Genomic DNA, 18,288 nt, shown 5'->3' with positions numbered 1-18,288 from the left:
AAAATAGTCCATTCGGCTCCTTGTACATAAAAATTTCATTAGATACCAATAGCTTACCATATATTCCTATTTTATACTTACTCCTTTTTCTATATTTTAATCTTGCTTTTCAAGACCCTGATTGAATATGATTAGAAACGAAAGGAGTTGAGAAAATGAAAAAAGTGGCCATCGCAGAAATAATGATTTTGTTGTGTTTTTTCCTATTCGCAAACCCGGTTCAGGAAGCAAACCAGCTGCCTTCCCAACCGTTTAAAGAAGAACCGGTTATTTCTTCAATGAAGATCGTCACAAAAGTGGACGCCCTCAGCCCCTCTACCTTGATGCTTGTCCAAAAATGGGAAAAGCAAACGCCTGCAGCCGTTCTGCCGAGGCCATTTTTAGTTCGAGCTGAAACCTCCTTCAGCAAACCAGAAGTTCCGTTTTTTAGGAACGCTGTGTTTTTAGGATTTATCCACGTGATCCACCACCAATCCAATTATCTCTCCTAAGGCCCTCTTCACCTTCAAATTCAACTATTAAAAAACAACGTCGCCTCGTTGCTTTTTAATAGAAGAAACGAGGCGCATAAGGGGCCAATAACATGAACGAAAAAAGTGAATTCCGAATCGCTCTGGAAGCGAATTTAATCGTGGGCGCATCTGCTTTATTATTTTTCGGCAGTATACTCGCTGTTGCGCAGTGGACAGGCAGCGACTTGATATCCATCTTCTCTGACCTTCCCTGGAACGAGATCAATACTTGGAGTGACATTCAGCGCAATTAATGAGGCGACAACAATCAAACGGATGGGGAAAGCATGCCTTTCCCCATCCGTTTTTATTTTGCCCTATTTCGTATTCCCTCTCCGTTTGACAACGCGCATCTTTTATGAGATTATTTCCTAACGACCGTTAGGAAGGTGAGAAATTGAAAGCAATGCTATTACTTGAAACAGCGATGAAGCACTTTGCGGAAGAAGGCTATGAAGGAGCCTCGCTCAGTAAAATCGCTGAAGAAGTCGGGATTAAAAAACCCTCTATCTATGCCCACTATAAAAGCAAAGACGATCTGTTCCTATCCGCTTTACACGATTCAATGGAATCCCAAAAAACGCAATTGGCTTCCTACTTTAATCTTTCGCGCAATCAATCGCTGGAAAAGACCTTGTTCGGCTATTTCCACTGGTTTGCGAAAGAATCGGATGAAAATGTCCAGATGAAGTTTATCTTGCGGACCGCTTATTTTCCCCCGCTGAAACTGGAAAAAGAAGTCGGCCAGCTATTCAATCCTTTTTTTGAGGACATGCATCGCCACCTTGCCCGGATGCTCCGGGAACGGGAGCGCCAGGAAAGGGTCCTGTACGAAGAAGATTACAGCAAAGCGGCATTGGCTTTTCTCACAATAGCCGAAGGAACGATGACGGAACTTGTATACAGCGGAATGGAGCAATACCAAAAGCGGCTTGAAGCCATTTGGCCCATTTTTTGGCGCGGCCTTTCGCTTTAAGGGATCAACAAATCTGGACGGATTAACTTTGCTTAATCATCTAAAGGAGAAATCTATGTGAAAACCAACAAACTTGTTTTAGCCACTTTATTATTGAACTTATTTATCGCCTTTTTAGGCATCGGCCTTGTCATTCCGGTAACGCCTACCATTATGAATGAATTGGATATTTCCGGGACCGTGGTCGGCTATATGGTTTCTGCATTTGCCCTCGCTCAGTTGATTATGTCGCCCATCGCGGGGAAATGGGTGGACAAATTCGGCCGTAAACCGATGATCATCATCGGCTTGCTTATTTTCAGCATATCCGAACTTCTTTTCGGAATCGGTGAAAATGTAGAAGTCCTTTTCGTTTCACGGATTCTAGGAGGCGTCAGTGCTGCATTCATCATGCCCGCTGTCACAGCTTTTATCGCTGACATTACAACGAGCAACACACGCCCGAAAGCATTGGGCTATATGTCGGCAGCCATTTCCACCGGATTTATCATCGGACCGGGAATTGGCGGATTTCTAGCGGAAATCGGCACCCGGCTTCCGTTTTTCTTTGCAGCGGGATTTGGCCTTTTCGCGACCATTCTGTCGCTTATCACCTTAAAAGAACCGGCTCGAAATGATGAATACGACGATCAGCCGATTCAAAAAAGCGGATTCGGCAGAATCTTTGCACCGATGTATTTTATCGCATTCATGGTCATTTTAATTTCCTCTTTTGGACTTGCTTCATTTGAATCGCTGTTCGCTTTATTCGTGGACCATAAATTCGGCTTTACTGCCAAAGATATCGCCATTGTCATTTCGCTAGGCGCCATTGTCGGAGTCATCGTCCAAGTTGGGCTGTTTGACCGTTTGACCCGGTGGATTGGTGAAATTAGTTTAATCCGTTATAGCTTAATCATCTCCACTGCCCTCGTGCTCGTCTTAACGTATGTGACGAGCTACTGGGCGATTCTTTTAGTGACCATGACCGTGTTTACCGGATTCGATTTGATGCGTCCGGCAGTTACTACGTACCTTTCCCGCATTGCCGGGAATGAACAGGGATTTGTCGGCGGCATGAACTCCATGTTCACGAGCATCGGCAATATCATTGGGCCTATCATCGGCGGCATTCTTTTCGACATCGATTTGAACTATCCTTTCTATTTCGCCACTGCCGTTTTGGCCATTGGAATCGCGCTTGCGTTCGTCTGGAAGACTCCAGTAGCGCTTGGCACAAAAGCTAAAATCTAATTTGAACGTAAAAACCAGTGAGGCTGCAATTTCCTCACTGGTTTTTTTATGTTTCCTCTATACTGTTTTAATTTATTCCAGCGTATTGCCTTCTGCTGGGATCGGGCTGTTTTTCAACAGGCCGGCTAAATGGTACGTATTATACGCCAAGCGTTCGATCGCCGATTTTGTAAAGTCATTATTCCGGCCTGCTTCGATATAAGAAGGGCCCGGCCCCGCTTCTCCCACCCAGTAGGCGTCCACATTCGGCGGAATCAAAAAACCGATATGCGACAATCCGTAAAGGATCGAGGCCGCTGAGTGCTTCGCACCGTCTTCATTTCCGGTGATGACAGCCCCACCGACTTTATTGTAGAAAATGGCTTGCCCTTTGTCGTTCGTTACACTGCTGCTGCCGTAAAGGCGCTCAATGGCCACTGTAGCGAGCGAACTTTTCTCGCCAAGCCAAATCGGCGTTCCGATAATTAGAATATCCGTTTCTTTGACCTTTTCCAGAATTTCCGGCCATTGATCGTCCCCGCCCATATCTTCTTGCACGCCAAATGCAATGCGGTAGTCGGCTAAACGGACGATTTCCGATTCCACTCCGAGGCTATTGTAATGCACTTGGACATCGTTCATGAACCCTTCCGTGTTGGACGTTTCTCCGGAACTTTTCAGCGAACAGTTTAAGAATAGCGCTTTTAATGGCTGCATGCCTCTCATCCTTCCGTATTGAAATTCATTTTTGCTTCTATTATCAGGTGTTCCCTAGTCCGCGAAAACAAAACAGCCTATCCATGTACCTTAAAAAAATGCTGTGTCTTTTAAATGGACGCAGCGGTTTTTTACTGAATTTTTTCACAGAAATTTTTCCATCCATTTTTCGAAATTGGCAACAACGATATCCAAATATGCAATCGTTGCTTCATCGGTAAGATTGCCTTCTGCATCCATTTTCGTATGGACAGCGCCGATGTAGACATCATTGCCGATTAAGACCGGTGATTGAAGGCCCGCTGCAAATAAAATATCGCGTAAATGCATTTGTGCTTTTACGGTCCCTAAATTGCCCATGGATGCGCCCATAATCCATGAAGGTTTCCCGATCATGACTTTATCCACGCGGGATAGCCAGTCGATGGCATTTCCTAAGACGCCAGGAATGGTGGAATTGTATTCAGGCGTCACCCAAAGAACGGAATCTGCTTCTTTAACTTTGTTCTTAAACTCGACAATTTCCGGCGGCATGTCGTTTTCAATGTCCTGGTTGTATAAAGGCAGAACGCTCAGATCCAAAATTTCAATTTCAAAACGATCCGCGTAGCGGTTTTTCACATATTCCGCTAATTTGCGGTTGAACGATTCTTTCCGGACACTTCCGACAATAACTGCAACTTTCATCCAAATGACCTTCTTTCATGTTGTAGTAGCGAATAAATCACTCTAGTGCTAAAAATCAATCTATTTTCTAGTTTAAATGAAAAAGAGCATAAGTGCCAATGACACAGGCTACCACAATCGCTTAACTGCAACTCTTTAAATAATATTTCAATAAGAAACAAATTGAAAGGCCGTCAGAATTTTTCTTACGGCCTTTCTCTTAAAAAGATAATTATTTGTCGTGCACTTCCACATAAACGGTGCCAATCACTTTTTCATTGAAGACCGCTTTTAACTGCCACATGCCTCCTTCAGGCAATTCCATAGTCGTCGGGATATGGTGGTCTGCCCCGTTATTCGGGCTTGGAATGGACTTCTCTTCTGGCACAACAATGATTTCTTCACTGCTGTTTTCGTGCTTTCCGAGTACTTTGAAAGTACCGGTAAGTTCAACGTCGCTCCCCCAGAAATGCCACATGTATTTTTGCGGGCTGTTTGCGATGAAATGAGCCGCCTCGCCGTAAATGAAACCGGCGCGCCCTTCTTCTCCAATCATTGTATAGCCGTTCGCATCAAATAGGGGACTTTCATGCCATTTGGACTCTGTAGTTTTTTTCAAAAGCATAAACTCCTTTTGCCCCTCCCACTCGATTTCTCCTGGAATTTCGTCCGTACCTTTATAAAGGATGCATCTTAAACATTCATCAAAATCAACAGTTGCTTCATTCAATCCTTCATTTAAGAGCAGGGATCCTCCGAACGACTCCAGGTTCTTTTTATAAGTGAAGTCATAATTGATTTCTTCCGGCTGCTGCCCATCGCCGATAAATTCCACCGACATAAACGCCGAGCGGACGCCGTCGCCAAGATCTTTTTGTGTATAGGTCACTTTCCAATTCTCACTTTGGTCTGTAAAGTTTGTGATTGGGACCATCCTTTGTCCAGATGATGCCGGCTGCATCTCGCTTCCATTTTGGGCAAGAGCATAGGCGAGAAAAGATCCGACAAATGCCAACAAAATGAGAAATAGCGCAGAAACTTTGAAAGTGTTGAAACGATTCCGTGATTGTTTCGTTGACTTGGTTTCATCGTTCATCTTCAAAAGAATTTTATCTTTCATCGACTCAGAAAAGCGGGGTTTTTCTCCAATAACCTTATCCATTTCCCGTTTAAATTTGTTCATCCAGTAGCCCCTCCCATTCCTGTGCATGAATCTTCTCTTTCAGTAGGCTCTTTGCTCTTCGCAGCCGAGTTTTTACTGTGTTTTCAGAACAGCCCAGCACCTGGCTGATTTCTTTTGTTGTGAATTCCTGGTAATAATAAAGAAGAATCGCTTCCCGGTAATGGATAGGCAGCGCAAGAACTTTTTTCATTAGCACTGCTTGGCCAGACAGCTGTTCTACCGCTTCTTCTGGCGTTTTGTTCCGTGAAATCAACTGGCCGATCGATTCTGTAAACAGGGAGCGCCGATTTTTCCAGCTCCGGAGATGATCATGGCATTTGTTGACGGCGATCTTGGAAAGATATGTTTTTAGCGATGCGCGCTGTTGAAACTGCTCCGCTTTCTGGTAATACGCCAAGAAAACTTCTTGTACGATGTCTTCTGCTGCCGCCCAATCCTTCACGTATAAATAAGCGAGCCGGATCAAGTATTCCCCGTGTTCGTCCATGGCTTCTTTTAGCTGCTCTTTTGCAGTCCATTCTATGTATTCATTTGCCACACCATCACTCCCTTTTTAAACACCCCATAGACGTAAGTTTCAAAAAAATAGTTTCACAAGTTTCTTTTTAAGAATTCCTCGAACTTTTATTTTCTTCTGGCGTCCTAAAGAAATAGAGGAATTCTAATCTTCAGGCAATCCGGGCTCTTTCTAATATAAACGAAGTCAGCTGGATTAAACGACAGTAACGAGGAAATTCCTATTTTCCGTTTCTTTACAGTATGGTATACTTTTTATTTCGTGGACCGTGAACATTAATGGAGGTTGTATGATGGAAGTTTTGATTTTGCAGATGATGGAGGCGCTGAAGAGTTTATCCTATTTCGGGATCATGCTTGCGCTGACGTTTGAATTTGTGCCCGCTGAGCTGGTGCTTCCTTTGGCAGGCTATTGGGTATATGAAGGTGACCTCGTTTTAATTGGCGCGATTTTAGCCGGTTCGATCGGCGGGGTGCTTGGGCCGTTGACTTTATATGCACTGGGACGCTACGGCGGACGACCAATGGTTATCAAATACGGAAAGTATTTTCTGGTCAAGGAAGAGCATATTGATAAATCCGACCGCTTTTTCGAAAAATACGGCGCGGGTGTCGCCTTTTTAGGAAGATTCGTTCCCGGAGTCCGTACAGCCGTTTCCATTCCATGCGGGATGGCTAAAATGAATGTGTGGAAATTTATGTTCTTCACGTACCTCGCCATGCTGCCGGTCACAGCGATCTATGTATACTTGGGCTATCGCCTCGGGCCGCAATGGGCAATGGCTGGTGAATTATTCGGCCAATACGCCAACTACTTATTGATTCCGATTGCCCTTGTCGTGATTTGGTTTGTACTGAAGCAGCGGCGTAAAGTGAGATCCATTTAAAAAATTATGCAAAGCCAACAGACACGGTCTGCTGGCTTTTTATTTTTACGATATCTCGTTTGCCGCGGCTCTTCACCTTTCGCTTTCCTTTTGGCAATGGGATATGCCATACTTCAATTGGCTTTTATAGATAGGTTGATCAATTCGCAGAAAGGTATTGGGTGCAATGAAAATTTCTCATAAAAAATACGCAGTTTCCAGCACAATTCTCACCATCATCGTCTGTTTCTTGATGGGCTTTATCGATGCCTATACTTTTCTGGTGCAGGACGAGGTATTTGCCAGTGCCCAAACCGGCAACTTTGTCAGCATGAGCGCCAAGCTCTTTTCTGGAGAATGGCAGGAAGCCCTCAGCCACGTTTGGGTCATAGCGGGATTTGCAGCCGGCGCATTTGCCGGAGAAGCGATGCTGCATCGATATAAAGAAAAAGGGTTTGCCAAATACCGCTATTTTCTTTTCTTCCAGTCCATCCTTTTGCTCTTTCTCGCAATTTTTGAAAAGCGGACGGAGGACTTGATCGTCTTAATTGCCTTGGGCCTCCTTGCCGGTTTTGTCCTGACTACATTCCGAAACGTCAATGAAACCATGGTTAATAACGGAATTATGACCGGCAATTTGAGAAATCTGATGGGCCTCTTTTATCAAATGATTTTCCGGAAAGATGCAGAAGCCAAACGGCATCTTGTCAACCTGGCAGCCACCATCCTTATTTTTGTGCTTGGCGTCGGGGCAGGCACTCTCACCATTTTATTGAACGCCGACTACCATTTATGGGCCGCTTTCTTCATCTCCACCGGTGCTTTTGCCTGGGCTCTGCTTTCTCCTGCCTTGTCAAAACCATAAAAAAAGCCATCCGTTGGGATGGCTTTTTTAAATTGCTTTATCCAATTTTTGATTCGAGGCGGCTATTCGCCAATTGGATGGCCAAACAGTCGTCCAAATAGCCGATGGCAAAGAGGTAGTCATGGAGAAGATCAAGCGGCATGATGAAATACAGCAATGCTCCGCCCATGATGGCCAGCTCTTTTTTTGTGCCGTTCGCTTGGTCGTAATGCTGCTTCCATTTTTTTAATAACTGCAGGTAGCGGCCGGCATTTCCGAAATGCTTTACTTTCGAGCTGAACGACTCTTTTAACATTTCATGCCCTTCCTCGGTTTCCGCAAATAAAGAGCAGCCGTCCAGTTCGGCAGCAATCCGGTCCATCGTGATGCGTTCATCCTGCATTTTCACCAGTGCCAGCATATGCCGCATCTCAGCCGTCGCCGCTTTTTCTTCCCCTTCTTCCGAGGCACTTCGCTTTGCCGCTTTCGGCAAATCCACTGCCGTGCTTTCAGCAGCAATTAAATCAGAGAGCGGCATCTCTAATACTTGGGCAAAAACTTTTAAATGGTCAAGCGTAGGCTTTCTTTTGCCATTGAGGATCCGAGAAATTGTCGCTTTATCCACTCCGGTCAACTCCGCAAAATGCCGGAGTGTATAATTTCGTTCATTCCACTTTTTCTGCAATAATTCGCCGATGCCCTTTTTTATTTCTGGCAAATGAACTTCCTCCTTCCATTTCTAATGGCTGGTGTTTAAATCTTGATGGTTTCTACTTTAAGCACTCGTTGATATATTGTCAAATTAGCTATTCGTTGACAAATTGTCAACACCTCTTTAAACTCTTGGTAGACTGACCGTTTTCCAAGAAAAGATGAGGTGATGGAATGAAACGAGCAAAAATCAGGAAAATCAAAAGAAAAAAAGTCTCCATTTTGCTGATGGGCATATTAGCAGCCAGTTTAGCGCTTGCTTGTGCTACCGCCTACAGCCAATTTAACCCGAAAAAAAACGAAACTTCCGGTCCCGCTCCATACATAAACAAGGAATCTGACGAGACAGACGAGGAAATTGCAGACTTTGACATGGAGAGCATCAATCTTCTCTTGATCGGAAGCGATCGAAGAGAAGAGGAATATGGATTATCGGACGCGTTGATGATTGTAAACTACCAACCCGAATCTAAAAGAGTCCGCCTTGCCTCCATCATGCGCGATGCCTATGTCCATATTCCCGAACACGGCATGCAAAAAATCAATGCTGCCCATGCCTTCGGCGGCCCTGAATTGGTCAGTGAAACAATAGAAGAGAATTTTGGCATCAAAACGGACTATTATGCAGCCGTTGATTTTAACGGGTTCCCTAAGCTTTTAGACCTCATCATCCCAAGCGGCATCGAAATCGACATTCCATATGAAATGTCCCACGGCATCGGCATGACGTTAGAACCTGGAAAACAGACCTTGCATGGCGATCAATTATTGGGCTATGTCCGTTTCCGGCATGACAAGAACAGCGACTATGGACGCGTCGAAAGGCAGCAGGAAGTGCTGTCCGCGGTGAAAGACCAAGGAGTCGAATTTAAGACCTTGCTCAATCTGCGAAAAATAATTGCAGCTGCCGATACGTATATCGATACGGATATTGATAAAAAGTTAATGCTCAGCCTTGGCAAGTCCCTGATCCAAAACGGAACAGCCGATATGGAGACGCTTCGCATCCCGGCGGCAGACACATTCACAGAAGAACGGAAAGATATTGGGGAAGTGCTGGTATTGGATTTAAAAGCAAATCAAAACGTGTTAGAGGAATTTTTCAAGTAAGTTTCCTCATACAGAATGCATTTATTGCTCGAGGAAAGGAGTTTTCACATGCACAACTGGGAGTTTATGGAGTGGACAGAGAATATCGATCATGGAACGACCACAAAAGGCTTTCCCTTCTATCAAGTGGGCATCAGCGGTTGGAACGCCGAGGGCCCATCACCCAATAAAGAACAGCTGATCCGTATTCGGACCGTAAAAAATAATTTGTCGATCACGACGCATATCGACTACCTCCACCCGGATGCCCGATTTAACTTAAATGCCCGCAGGTTGGCAAAAGAGATCACGTTCTATTTGGAAGACTCATTTCGGGATGAATTTTCCCGTACTTGATTTTCATCTCCTTTTTTCCTCTTCCGGTTTTACCCATCAGGCAAGGCGGCCAGCTTATGTTAGTCAATTGCCGGTATCGGGTATAGCACATCAAAGACATTTATCGATTTGAGGAGGAAACAGAATGGATTCTACAATTTGGCTCTATGCAGCACTGGGGATCGTCGTACTTGGCATCATTATCGCAGGTGTCGGAGTGTTCTTAATGATCAAAGGGATTAAAGAACCGATGAAGGAAATCAAAGGGTCTGCGAATAATTTAAAAGACCGGATGGACAATTTAAAACTTGAAACGACAAGCCTGCAGCACCATGCCAATGAGATCAAAGAAGATGTACAAGTGAAGTCAGAGAAAATCACGTTGTTCCTCGATGCAGCCAAAGGCACTAAGAATTCAGTAGTGGATTTGAACTCATCGGTTCGCGCCATTACGACGGATATTACGCATCAAGTCGACAATGACCGCCATCAGCAAAAGCAAGTCGAACAATGGAGCAATACCGCGGTGACGATGCTTGCCATGGCACAGGAAAAACAGCTCCCGAAGCATAAGCTGGAAGAACATGCAGACCCTGTCTATGAATTTGAAAACTAGTCTCGGATTTAAAAAAGGGCAGCCGAAGCGGCTGCTCTTTCTTTTTGCACAAAAAAGCCGGCATGTGAAACCCTTGCCGGCTTTAGTAAATTCTATTGCAACCAACGGATTAATTAACCGCTTGTTTTTTCTCATTTAACTGGCTTGAAAGATCCTGGAACCATTCTTTATCATCCGTAGCTAAGGCAAGATCAATCAGGAATTCCAACTCCGCCACTTCCTTCGATTCTGCTGCGGGCAGGCTTTCGACGATTTGGATCGGCATTGCGATCGTCATGCCGATAATGGCTTCATTGTCGCTTTCTACCACAGTAACATTCACAGCTTCTTTCAGGACATTCATGGAATCGATATAGCCGATAATCAGTTCACCGTGGCGGGATTTGCCTTTTACCCAATCACTTGTCTTTAGAATCATCTTGTTCGTTTCCATACTGATGCACCTACTTTATGATTTTTTGTTTCCTCAGCTTAAATCTATTGCTTAATGTCCTTGATTCCCTATTGTTTCCGTCGCAAACCACTTCTCGGATGAAAATGAAACGATCCGGGTAGCTGCTTTTAATTTTACTCCTCCCCCGTGCCCGAAACAATTTATATGCCTCGAATTCAAGATAAGATCTCTCACGGTTCTCTGTTACAATAATTCCACTGGAATAGATCGAAATCAATGAATTTTGTGGTAAACTAACGAATATACGTTCTGCTATTTCGACATTATTTTATTCTTCTAAACGAAAGGATGCGACGGAAATGGATCGGGATACCGTATTAAAAGAACTGGAAGCACTCGGCACAGAGCGCACGAAAAAAAGGTACCTCAGCAACGGGGCACGGGAGCCGCTTTTCGGTGTCGCTACAGGCGCAATGAAGCCGCTTGCCAAGAAAATCAAGAAAGACCAGGCTTTAGCTGATGAGCTTTACGCTACCGGCAACTTCGATGCCATGTATTTTGCGGGCGTGATCTCTGACATGAAAACACCGGAAGAATTTGACCGCTGGATGGAAGACGCCTATTTTTTCATGCTGTCCGATTATGTAGTAGCTGTTTCTTTGGCGGAAGCGCCATTTGCCCAGGAACTGGCGGATAAATGGATAGCGAGCGGCGAGGAACTGAAGATGTCTGCAGGCTGGAGCTGCTATTGCTGGCTGCTCGGGAGATGGCCGGACAGTGCGTTCGACAAATACAAACTTTCCGCAATGCTTGACCAAGCAAAAGAACAGATCCACGACGCACCAGACCGCACCAAAGTATCGATGAACAATTTTATCTTGACCACCGCAATTTCCTTCGAACCGCTTCATGAAAAAGCAGTGGAAACGGCTGCAGCCGTCGGTCCGGTAGAAATCCGCAAAGACGAGAAAAAAAGCAGCACTTTGCTTGCTTCTGAAGCCATCCAAAAAGCGGTGGACCGGGGCCAGCTCGGGTTCAAACGGAAATATGTGCGGTGCTGACACTCGCCTTCCCCATCATTTGCCCATTGCGGCAAGGTGATGGGTTTCTTTCTTTTCAGCACCATTCAAAAAGCAGCTTTCATTAACAGGGTTTGACGATTAAAAGATATAATGGACTCTGAGTACAATTTTAGATAGGAGGATAACATGAGAAGCGGCAATCCAAGTTTAAAAGATGACAAATTTATCCGCACCACTTCAAAGGATAATGGCCGGTTGATGACGATTCAAGGGACGGTCAATAAAACCTTCATTCTCCTGCTTTTGGTGTTGGCTACGTGTGTCTATTCATGGAATCAATTTCTCCACGATCCGGCAAGTGCAACTCCGTTAATCCTGATTGGGGCGATTGGCGGCTTTATCACAGCTTTAATTACCATTTTCGTTCCTAAGACTTCTCCGATCACCGCACCGATCTATGCATTATTGGAAGGCCTGTTCATCGGAGCGATTTCCGCTCAGTACGAAGTCCAATTTGGCGGAATCGTGTTCCAGGCTGTGCTATTAACCATCGGGGTGTTATTGAGCTTATTAATCGCTTATAAATCCGGTTTGATCAAAGTCACTCAGAATTTCAGGCTTGGGGTCTTTGCGGCTACCGGCGCAGTCTTTGTCGTTTACCTAATTTCCTTCATCGGCAGTTTTTTCGGTTTTCAAATCCCGTACCTGCACGAAGCAAGCCCGATCGGCATTGCGATCAGTGCTGTAATTGTCATTATTGCTGCATTAAACCTCGTGCTGGATTTTGACTACATCGAAAATGCAGCAGCCAAACGCGTGCCGAAATACTTTGAATGGTACGGGGCATTTGGCTTACTTGTGACGCTCATCTGGCTGTACCTCGAAATTCTTCGGCTTTTATCGAAAATCCGGAGCCGATAAAAAAAACGCCAGCTGGGCGTTTTTTTTATTTTTTAAGATGGCGCTGTGCAAAGAATATTAACAGCTACACATGGGCTGCTTGCTTCAATTGACTTTCCATGTCGTCGAGCCATTTCACGCATTTATTCTGTATCCACGGGAATGGATGGTAGTAAAGCGGCTGTTTCTTATAGGCGAGCCCCTGTACATTTCCGTGTGCCGCTAATATTCGATAGGCTTCCGAAGCTTGCGGAACGATTGCCGATTTGGTTCCCCATCCCGCAATGACCGCATCTGCCTGCTTCAACTGATTTTGCAGCTCATGTTGCCGGCCGCTCGAAAAAATAGTATGGCGGTTATCTTCCTGTTGACCCATCAACTGCTGCGTTTCCCAATACTCTTCAAACTTCCCTGTTCTTATGTCCGTCAGATTGATGACGTTGATCCCGTCCCAGTCCATTCGCTCCATTAGCCGCATCAGCTGATGCAGCGAATTATCGGGAACAGCCGGAACCAATGGAGACATCTCCACTTTCCCGCGAAATACCGGAATCGATTCTACTCCTGAAAGCGGCAGGCTCTTCCCCGGATTCAACAGCACCAGTAAGGCATTTACCCGCTCCACTTCCCTATTCCTTCTGCGGATTGCTGCAAGGCTCCGGCAAAGGCGGCGCTGGCCATCCACCTCCAAATCATAGAAAGTTCCTTCAGTCGAATAAATGGACTCCAACTCTTTTCCTGACAGAAACATCTAATTCCTCCCCAACTTTATTTTCTTAATTGAAGAAGCGTCTTTTGAATGGCCAGCAACGGAATCTGCCATCTGATATGTAAGTAAGTTCATAGTAACATAAGGAACATACGTTCGCAATCAATTTAAAAAACTATTCAAATAAACAACTTATGAATTAAAATTTGACAGAATATTAACTTTTCAGCACAATGAAACTGTGTTTGTTTAACAATTGAACAAAGATGGGAGATGTGCAAATGAAGAAGTTGAATATTGGGATGGTCGGCTATAAATTCATGGGGAAAGCACATAGCAATGCATACCGTGCGCTGCCGATGTTCTTTCCCGACCGCCTCCACCCTGCGATGAAAGTGATTTGCGGACGAAATAGAGAGGCAGTCGCATCCGCTGCTCACCAATTTGGTTGGGCGGAATCCAGCTCTGATTGGAAAACACTTGTTTCCCGGGAAGACATTGACGTGATTGATATCAATGCCCCGAGCAATGCCCATAAAGAAATTGCGATAGCTGCAGCTCAGGCCGGCAAACATTTGTATTGTGAAAAACCGCTGGCCCTTTCATTGGCGGATTCCCGTGAAATGCTCGAAGCGGCCGAAAGTGCAGGCATAAAGCACATGGTCGGCTTCAATTACCGGTTTGCCCCTGCAGTGATCCTTGCGAAGAAATTGATCGACGAAGGGCGGTTAGGCGATATTTATCATTTCCGGGGGTGGTTTCTGCAAGACTGGCTGGTTGATCCGGACTTCCCTCTTGCTTGGCGCCTTCAGCAGGAAATCGCCGGTTCCGGCGCACACGGAGATTTAGGAGCCCATCTCATCGACATGGCGCATTACCTCATCGGCGATATGGCAGAAGTCATCGGCATGAGCGAAACCTTCATCAAGGAACGGCCGCTGCCAAGCGACTCAGGCGGTCTATCTGCGACAAGCGGCGCAGCAGCAGAAAAAGGACCGGTCACGGTGGATGATGCCACGCTATTTATGGCGCGTTTTGCAAACGGCGCACTCGGCAGTTTTGAAGCGACCCGCTTTGCGAGCGGCCATCGCAGCACCAATTCATTTGAGATCAACGGTTCCAAAGGCAGCGTCATTTTCGACTTTGAGCGCATGAATGAGCTGCAGGTGTATTTCACTGATGACCTGGAAGATGTCCAGGGATTCCGCCGCGTGCTCGCAACCGATTCAGCCCATGCGTATTCAGGCGTATGGTGGCCAACGGGGCATCCGATCGGATATGAGCATACCTTCACCCATGCTTTTGTTGAATTTCTGGATGCCATTCAAGAGGATCGGCTGCCTTCCCCAAACTTTCACGATGGGGTTAAATGCCAGCAAGTGCTCGAAGCGGTGGAACAATCAATAAAAGAAAGAACATGGATTGACGTGGCAAGCCTTTAACAGAAGTAATTTATCAGTCAGGAGTGAACAACTTTGAAGAAAAAAGCATTGATTGTGCAGGGCGGCTGGGATGGCCATGAACCCGAGCAAGTTGCAGGTATCTATAAAGAACTGCTTGTTTCGGAAGGGTTCGAAGTGGAGATTTCCGATTCACTGGAAGCCTATGCAGATCCCGAAAAATTGAAAGCGCTTCACTTGATTGTGCCCCATTGGACGATGGGAGAAATCGACCCTCAATATGTGCGGAATGTATCGGAAGCGGTCATTAGCGGTGTCGGGCTCGCTGGAAGCCACGGGGGCATGTGTGATTCTTTCCGGAAAAATGTGGACTGGCAGTTTATGACCGGCGGCAATTGGGTGGCTCATCCAGGAAATGACGGCATTGAGTATACCGTCAATATTAAGCAATCTTCGAGTCCGATCTTAGAAGGCCTTGACGATTTCAAAGTCATCAGCGAACAATACTACCTGCATGTCGACCCGGCCGTCGAAGTGCTGGCCACTACCCGCTTTCCGGTAGCTCACGGGCCGCATGTCCTGAATAAAGCCGTAGATATGCCAGTGGTCTGGACGAAGCGGTGGGGTGTCGGGCGCGTATTCTACAATTCGCTTGGGCACGCAGCGGATATCGTGGCGATGCCTGAAGTTTCATTTATTATGAAAAGAGGATTTTTATGGGCCGCAGAAGGAAAAGAGCTTTACGGTGAACCGAATCATCAAAATCGGAATGCTTTTGATAATACTCAAATTTATACCGGTATGGGCGACAGCCAATAACATCGAGGAGGAACAGGATGAAGCCATTTACGGTCGGCATTATCGGCTGCGGATACATAAGCTCCATTTACATGGAAAATATCCCGGCTTACAACCATTTAACGTTAGCAGCTTGTGCAGATCTGGATTTAGAACGCGCTCGATCGCAAGCCAAACAGTTCGGAATTCCGAAAGCTTGCAGCGTCCAGGAATTGCTGGATGATCCAGAAATCGATATGGTCATCAATTTAACGCTGCCGAAAGTCCATGCGGAAGTTTCGCTTCAAATCTTGGAGGCCGGCAAACATGTATATGTCGAAAAACCATTGGCGATCGATCTCGAAGATGCAAAACGCGTGTTAGCCAAAGCCGCTGAAAAAGGGTTGGCTGTCGGAAGCGCCCCGGACACTTTTTTGGGGGCCGGCATCCAGACCGCTCTTCAGCTGATTGAAAACGGAGAAATTGGCGTTCCGATCGGCGCGTCGGCTTTTGTCATCGGACGCGGGCACGAGCATTGGCATCCGAATCCCGCTTTCTATTACGAAAAAGGCGGCGGTCCGCTATTTGACATGGGCCCCTATTACCTGACCGCTTTGATTGCCCTTCTTGGCCCGATCAAACGAATTGCGGGATCCGCCCGCATCAGCTATCCGGAACGAACCGTCACCAGCGAACCAAACGCCGGACAGAAAATCACCGTTTCGACTGAAACCCATATAGCCGGGACGATTGATTTTGCATCCGGCGCAATCGGTACGCTGATATCAAGTTTTGATGCGTTTGGGGGCTCTTCCCTTCCACCCATTGAAATCTACGGCAGCGAAGGCACCCTGCTCGTTCCGGATCCGAACACCTTCGGCGGCCCAGTGCGGATACGGAAAAAAGGGGAAGAGAATTTCACCGACATTCCGCTGGTTTCTGATTTGCAGGAAAACGAACGCGGGCTCGGTGTCGCGGACATGGCCGACGCTATTTTGAACGGACAGAAGCACCGGGCGAGCGGAAAGCTTTCGATGCATGTGCTGGAAGCGATGCACGGTTTCCTGATTTCTTCGCAGAAAGGCGTTTATTACGAAATGGAAAGCAGCTGCGAGAAACCGGATGCAGCGCCTTTGAACGGCAAAGTATTTAACCAAGCGGAAGCATAAGACAGAATGATTAAGGGTTGACCCTATTTGAAGAAAAAAGATTTTTCATGGTGCAGGCCCTTCATTCTATGAATGGTGCATCTATTTCAACAAAGTTAAAAAACCTCCAGAACACCGGAGGTTTTTTGACTTTGTTTATAAACTGTTTTTCTTTTTATGAATTCCAATCAGCAGCTCGACCGTATTATCCTAAAGGATATTCCCCGTATTTCGCCCATAGCTTCGGAAACTTGCGGCTCAAGGTTTCTTCGTCATCTTCATCCCAGTCAAAGTCGATTTCCGGATCCGGCTTTTCATCTGCCAGCGAATAATAGATCTCGAGGTAATCCTCTTGCTCAAGCCCCGTCTTTTCTTCAAACGCAATCGTCGCGCACGTCAGCAAATCTTCAAACTCCGGTACATCTTCTTCTTTTCCCAAATAAGGCATGATGCTCTCAGGATCGGCCAACGCCTTTTCGTACGAATCTTTCCCTAAGAACACGAGCCAGGCGCGAAAATAATCGAAGGAATCGTCTGAACAGCCGCCCATAATGATGTAGGCTGCAGCCCACAAATCGGACGTATACGATTTTTGATAAACCCGATTAAATTGAATATCAAAATGAACGATTTCATGGATGGATTTTCTCGACAAATACGCTGTGAGCCATTCGAGCTGTTCTTCCATGTAGTCGCCCCTTTGGCGGGCGGCATCGATTAGCCGCCAAAATTCCGCTTCAGTCATTTGCATGGCTTGACCGCTTTCCTCTTCCTGGTCCCGGTAGCCTTTTTTCAGTTTTGACTGGATCAGCTTATTCGCTTCTCTCAGGCAATGTTCTTCCGAAGAAAACTCTTTTGTATTAATGGATCCTTGCGTTCCGATTCTTCCGTAAGACACGATAAACATATTCCCTTGCACTTTAATTTTCCAAAATTTATTGGAAAATGCAGTGATGCAGACAAGTGACCTTTCCATGTGATTCCACCTTTATTCGCATATTCTTCACTCAAGGGTAGCATACTTTGCATTGGTAAAATCGATGGTTTATTTTCGTTAATTCTCGATTTGCGCTTTTCTTCCGAAGCGGAAAAACATGAAACGCAGACCATAATTTACTGCTAGCATCCGAATGCCCACGACGATGAAAACAGCAAGGGTCAACAGCAGCGGCGAAGTCCAGCCGAGCCAGACATAAACGCCGCAGAACATCGCCAATACAGCGTGGATCTCTTCTTTTAACGCGAGCGGTTTTTTGCCTGCTAGTAGATCGCGGATCATCCCGCCGCCAAGTCCCGTGAACATTGCAGCCAATAGCATGAGACCGAGATGGCCATCAACAAGTTTTACCGTCAGCGCACCTTGCAGCGCAAAAGTGGCGAGTCCAATCGAGTCAAATAAGAGTCCCCACCTTTTCCAGTGCTGGGTCCACTTCAAGGGCAATAGGACAATGATTGCGAGGGTCGCAAACACAATCGCAATTGTCTGTGATTCCCATAGAGCAGAAACCGGCGCCCCGATCAATAAATTCCGGATCGTCCCTCCCCCAAAAGCAGTCGTTAATCCCAATACAAATACGCCAACAAATGAAAATTCCGCTTCAATGGCCACCAGCGCTCCACTGGCAGCATATGCGGTTACTCCAATAATGATTAAAATCGTCCAAAACACGCCCAATTCCTCCAATTTTTCAACT

23 protein-coding genes are annotated in these 18,288 nt (G+C 46.0%); 14 read left to right on the top strand and 9 right to left on the bottom strand.

The genetic code is table 11. The features are described 5' to 3' along the window. Nucleotides 1–155: 155 nt before the first annotated feature. From MTR82_RS02860 to MTR82_RS02845, 4 genes are all read left to right on the top strand, one after another. Complete coding sequence (locus tag MTR82_RS02860; protein WP_246807627.1) at nucleotides 156–491, top strand: hypothetical protein; 336 nt, start codon at nucleotides 156–158, stop codon at nucleotides 489–491. A gap of 92 nt (nucleotides 492–583) precedes the next feature. After that, nucleotides 584–766 (top strand): hypothetical protein, encoded by a 183-nt coding sequence (locus MTR82_RS02855; protein ID WP_052651574.1) that lies wholly within the window; start codon nucleotides 584–586, stop codon nucleotides 764–766. Between the two features lie 152 nt (nucleotides 767–918). After that, the gene (locus MTR82_RS02850) at nucleotides 919–1,488 is read left to right on the top strand and encodes a TetR/AcrR family transcriptional regulator (protein WP_234398998.1); all 570 of its coding nucleotides are present in this window, start codon (nucleotides 919–921) and stop codon (nucleotides 1,486–1,488) included. A gap of 57 nt (nucleotides 1,489–1,545) precedes the next feature. Then, on the top strand, nucleotides 1,546–2,721 hold the full coding sequence (locus tag MTR82_RS02845; protein ID WP_246807626.1) for an MFS transporter: 1,176 nt from the start codon (nucleotides 1,546–1,548) through the stop codon (nucleotides 2,719–2,721). A gap of 72 nt (nucleotides 2,722–2,793) precedes the next feature. Here the strand turns inward: MTR82_RS02845 and MTR82_RS02840 are convergent, their stop codons facing one another. The 4 genes from MTR82_RS02840 to MTR82_RS02825 form a co-directional block, all read right to left on the bottom strand. After that, nucleotides 2,794–3,417 carry a flavodoxin family protein gene (locus MTR82_RS02840; RefSeq protein WP_052651571.1) on the bottom strand — a complete coding sequence of 208 codons (624 nt, stop codon included), beginning with the start codon at nucleotides 3,415–3,417 and terminating at the stop codon, nucleotides 2,794–2,796. Between the two features lie 144 nt (nucleotides 3,418–3,561). Then, nucleotides 3,562–4,104, bottom strand: a complete 543-nt coding sequence (locus MTR82_RS02835) for an NADPH-dependent FMN reductase (protein ID WP_246807625.1) — start codon at nucleotides 4,102–4,104, stop codon at nucleotides 3,562–3,564. A 211-nt stretch (nucleotides 4,105–4,315) separates the two neighbouring features. Continuing rightward, entirely contained in the window at nucleotides 4,316–5,266 is a 951-nt protein-coding gene (locus MTR82_RS02830; RefSeq protein ID WP_246807624.1) for a DUF4871 domain-containing protein, read from the bottom strand. Next, a complete protein-coding gene (locus MTR82_RS02825) occupies nucleotides 5,253–5,804 on the bottom strand; it encodes a sigma-70 family RNA polymerase sigma factor (RefSeq protein ID WP_246807623.1) in 552 nt (183 codons plus the stop codon). Before MTR82_RS02825 ends, MTR82_RS02830 begins: the two co-directional genes overlap by 14 nt. Nucleotides 5,805–6,075: 271 nt before the next feature. Between MTR82_RS02825 and MTR82_RS02820 the strand changes: the two genes are divergently transcribed. Together MTR82_RS02820 and MTR82_RS02815 are read left to right on the top strand one after the other, a co-directional pair. Next, nucleotides 6,076–6,669: a DedA family protein gene (locus tag MTR82_RS02820; RefSeq protein WP_052651564.1), complete on the top strand. Its 594-nt coding sequence runs from the start codon at nucleotides 6,076–6,078 to the stop codon at nucleotides 6,667–6,669. Nucleotides 6,670–6,835: 166 nt separating this feature from the next. Beyond that, a complete protein-coding gene (locus MTR82_RS02815; protein ID WP_246807622.1) occupies nucleotides 6,836–7,513 on the top strand; it encodes a YoaK family protein in 678 nt (225 codons plus the stop codon). Nucleotides 7,514–7,550: 37 nt separating this feature from the next. On the opposite strand, the gene MTR82_RS02810 is transcribed toward MTR82_RS02815, so the two are convergent. Further along, nucleotides 7,551–8,210 carry a helix-turn-helix domain-containing protein gene (locus tag MTR82_RS02810; protein WP_246807621.1) on the bottom strand — a complete coding sequence of 220 codons (660 nt, stop codon included), beginning with the start codon at nucleotides 8,208–8,210 and terminating at the stop codon, nucleotides 7,551–7,553. Between the two features lie 167 nt (nucleotides 8,211–8,377). Between MTR82_RS02810 and MTR82_RS02805 the strand changes: the two genes are divergently transcribed. From MTR82_RS02805 to MTR82_RS02795, 3 genes are all read left to right on the top strand, one after another. Next, on the top strand, nucleotides 8,378–9,313 hold the full coding sequence (locus MTR82_RS02805) for an LCP family protein (protein ID WP_246807620.1): 936 nt from the start codon (nucleotides 8,378–8,380) through the stop codon (nucleotides 9,311–9,313). A gap of 48 nt (nucleotides 9,314–9,361) precedes the next feature. Further along, on the top strand, nucleotides 9,362–9,649 hold the full coding sequence (locus MTR82_RS02800; RefSeq protein WP_246807619.1) for a hypothetical protein: 288 nt from the start codon (nucleotides 9,362–9,364) through the stop codon (nucleotides 9,647–9,649). A 124-nt stretch (nucleotides 9,650–9,773) separates the two neighbouring features. After that, nucleotides 9,774–10,244, top strand: a complete 471-nt coding sequence (locus MTR82_RS02795) for a DUF948 domain-containing protein (protein WP_246807618.1) — start codon at nucleotides 9,774–9,776, stop codon at nucleotides 10,242–10,244. A gap of 109 nt (nucleotides 10,245–10,353) precedes the next feature. Here MTR82_RS02795 and MTR82_RS02790 read toward each other — a convergent pair whose 3' ends face one another. Beyond that, nucleotides 10,354–10,677: an IDEAL domain-containing protein gene (locus MTR82_RS02790; protein WP_052651552.1), complete on the bottom strand. Its 324-nt coding sequence runs from the start codon at nucleotides 10,675–10,677 to the stop codon at nucleotides 10,354–10,356. 320 nt (nucleotides 10,678–10,997) lie between these two features. On the opposite strand from MTR82_RS02790, the gene MTR82_RS02785 reads away from it, so the two are divergent. Further along, nucleotides 10,998–11,699 carry a DNA alkylation repair protein gene (locus MTR82_RS02785; protein WP_246807617.1) on the top strand — a complete coding sequence of 234 codons (702 nt, stop codon included), beginning with the start codon at nucleotides 10,998–11,000 and terminating at the stop codon, nucleotides 11,697–11,699. 147 nt (nucleotides 11,700–11,846) lie between these two features. Then, a complete protein-coding gene (locus MTR82_RS02780) occupies nucleotides 11,847–12,581 on the top strand; it encodes a Bax inhibitor-1/YccA family protein (RefSeq protein ID WP_246807616.1) in 735 nt (244 codons plus the stop codon). A 64-nt stretch (nucleotides 12,582–12,645) separates the two neighbouring features. Here MTR82_RS02780 and MTR82_RS02775 read toward each other — a convergent pair whose 3' ends face one another. Beyond that, the gene (locus tag MTR82_RS02775; RefSeq protein WP_246807615.1) at nucleotides 12,646–13,311 is read right to left on the bottom strand and encodes a DUF1643 domain-containing protein; all 666 of its coding nucleotides are present in this window, start codon (nucleotides 13,309–13,311) and stop codon (nucleotides 12,646–12,648) included. A 239-nt stretch (nucleotides 13,312–13,550) separates the two neighbouring features. Here MTR82_RS02775 and MTR82_RS02770 point away from each other — a divergent pair, with 239 nt between their 5' ends. The 3 genes from MTR82_RS02770 to MTR82_RS02760 are packed head-to-tail and all read left to right on the top strand — an operon-like array spanning nucleotide 13,551 to nucleotide 16,615. Continuing rightward, nucleotides 13,551–14,711, top strand: coding sequence for a Gfo/Idh/MocA family protein (locus MTR82_RS02770; RefSeq protein WP_246807614.1), 1,161 nt, complete (start codon nucleotides 13,551–13,553; stop codon nucleotides 14,709–14,711). Nucleotides 14,712–14,744: 33 nt separating this feature from the next. Beyond that, nucleotides 14,745–15,488 carry a ThuA domain-containing protein gene (locus MTR82_RS02765; protein WP_246807613.1) on the top strand — a complete coding sequence of 248 codons (744 nt, stop codon included), beginning with the start codon at nucleotides 14,745–14,747 and terminating at the stop codon, nucleotides 15,486–15,488. 17 nt (nucleotides 15,489–15,505) lie between these two features. Next, entirely contained in the window at nucleotides 15,506–16,615 is a 1,110-nt protein-coding gene (locus tag MTR82_RS02760; protein WP_246807612.1) for a Gfo/Idh/MocA family protein, read from the top strand. 184 nt (nucleotides 16,616–16,799) lie between these two features. Here the strand turns inward: MTR82_RS02760 and MTR82_RS02755 are convergent, their stop codons facing one another. Together MTR82_RS02755 and MTR82_RS02750 are read right to left on the bottom strand one after the other, a co-directional pair. Beyond that, nucleotides 16,800–17,570, bottom strand: coding sequence for a DUF4240 domain-containing protein (locus MTR82_RS02755; protein WP_246807611.1), 771 nt, complete (start codon nucleotides 17,568–17,570; stop codon nucleotides 16,800–16,802). A gap of 78 nt (nucleotides 17,571–17,648) precedes the next feature. Continuing rightward, on the bottom strand, nucleotides 17,649–18,263 hold the full coding sequence (locus MTR82_RS02750; protein ID WP_246807610.1) for a trimeric intracellular cation channel family protein: 615 nt from the start codon (nucleotides 18,261–18,263) through the stop codon (nucleotides 17,649–17,651). Between the last annotated feature and the right edge of the window lie 25 nt (nucleotides 18,264–18,288).

The sequence above is a fragment of the Planococcus ruber genome, from assembly GCF_022819085.1.
In the GTDB taxonomy this organism is placed as follows: Bacteria; Bacillota; Bacilli; order Bacillales_A; family Planococcaceae; genus Planococcus; species Planococcus ruber.
Note: the sequence above shows the minus strand (reverse complement) of the source record. Positions and strands in the feature narration are given on the sequence as shown.

Bases quoted from the DNA above. Each gene is read 5' to 3' on its own strand.
- MTR82_RS02805 (WP_246807620.1), top strand. From the start codon at position 8,378: ATGAAACGAGCAAAAATCAGGAAAATCAAAAGAAAAAAAGTCTCCATT.
- MTR82_RS02780 (WP_246807616.1), top strand. From the start codon at position 11,847: ATGAGAAGCGGCAATCCAAGTTTAAAAGATGACAAATTTATCCGCACC.
- MTR82_RS02830 (WP_246807624.1), bottom strand. From the start codon at position 5,266: ATGAACAAATTTAAACGGGAAATGGATAAGGTTATTGGAGAAAAACCC.
- MTR82_RS02820 (WP_052651564.1), top strand. From the start codon at position 6,076: ATGGAAGTTTTGATTTTGCAGATGATGGAGGCGCTGAAGAGTTTATCC.
- MTR82_RS02835 (WP_246807625.1), bottom strand. From the start codon at position 4,104: ATGAAAGTTGCAGTTATTGTCGGAAGTGTCCGGAAAGAATCGTTCAAC.
- MTR82_RS02860 (WP_246807627.1), top strand. From the start codon at position 156: ATGAAAAAAGTGGCCATCGCAGAAATAATGATTTTGTTGTGTTTTTTC.
- MTR82_RS02795 (WP_246807618.1), top strand. From the start codon at position 9,774: ATGGATTCTACAATTTGGCTCTATGCAGCACTGGGGATCGTCGTACTT.
- MTR82_RS02770 (WP_246807614.1), top strand. From the start codon at position 13,551: ATGAAGAAGTTGAATATTGGGATGGTCGGCTATAAATTCATGGGGAAA.
- MTR82_RS02840 (WP_052651571.1), bottom strand. From the start codon at position 3,417: ATGCAGCCATTAAAAGCGCTATTCTTAAACTGTTCGCTGAAAAGTTCC.
- MTR82_RS02790 (WP_052651552.1), bottom strand. From the start codon at position 10,677: ATGGAAACGAACAAGATGATTCTAAAGACAAGTGATTGGGTAAAAGGC.
- MTR82_RS02800 (WP_246807619.1), top strand. From the start codon at position 9,362: ATGCACAACTGGGAGTTTATGGAGTGGACAGAGAATATCGATCATGGA.
- MTR82_RS02760 (WP_246807612.1), top strand. From the start codon at position 15,506: ATGAAGCCATTTACGGTCGGCATTATCGGCTGCGGATACATAAGCTCC.
- MTR82_RS02785 (WP_246807617.1), top strand. From the start codon at position 10,998: ATGGATCGGGATACCGTATTAAAAGAACTGGAAGCACTCGGCACAGAG.
- MTR82_RS02755 (WP_246807611.1), bottom strand. From the start codon at position 17,570: ATGGAAAGGTCACTTGTCTGCATCACTGCATTTTCCAATAAATTTTGG.
- MTR82_RS02850 (WP_234398998.1), top strand. From the start codon at position 919: ATGCTATTACTTGAAACAGCGATGAAGCACTTTGCGGAAGAAGGCTAT.
- MTR82_RS02855 (WP_052651574.1), top strand. From the start codon at position 584: ATGAACGAAAAAAGTGAATTCCGAATCGCTCTGGAAGCGAATTTAATC.
- MTR82_RS02775 (WP_246807615.1), bottom strand. From the start codon at position 13,311: ATGTTTCTGTCAGGAAAAGAGTTGGAGTCCATTTATTCGACTGAAGGA.
- MTR82_RS02815 (WP_246807622.1), top strand. From the start codon at position 6,836: ATGAAAATTTCTCATAAAAAATACGCAGTTTCCAGCACAATTCTCACC.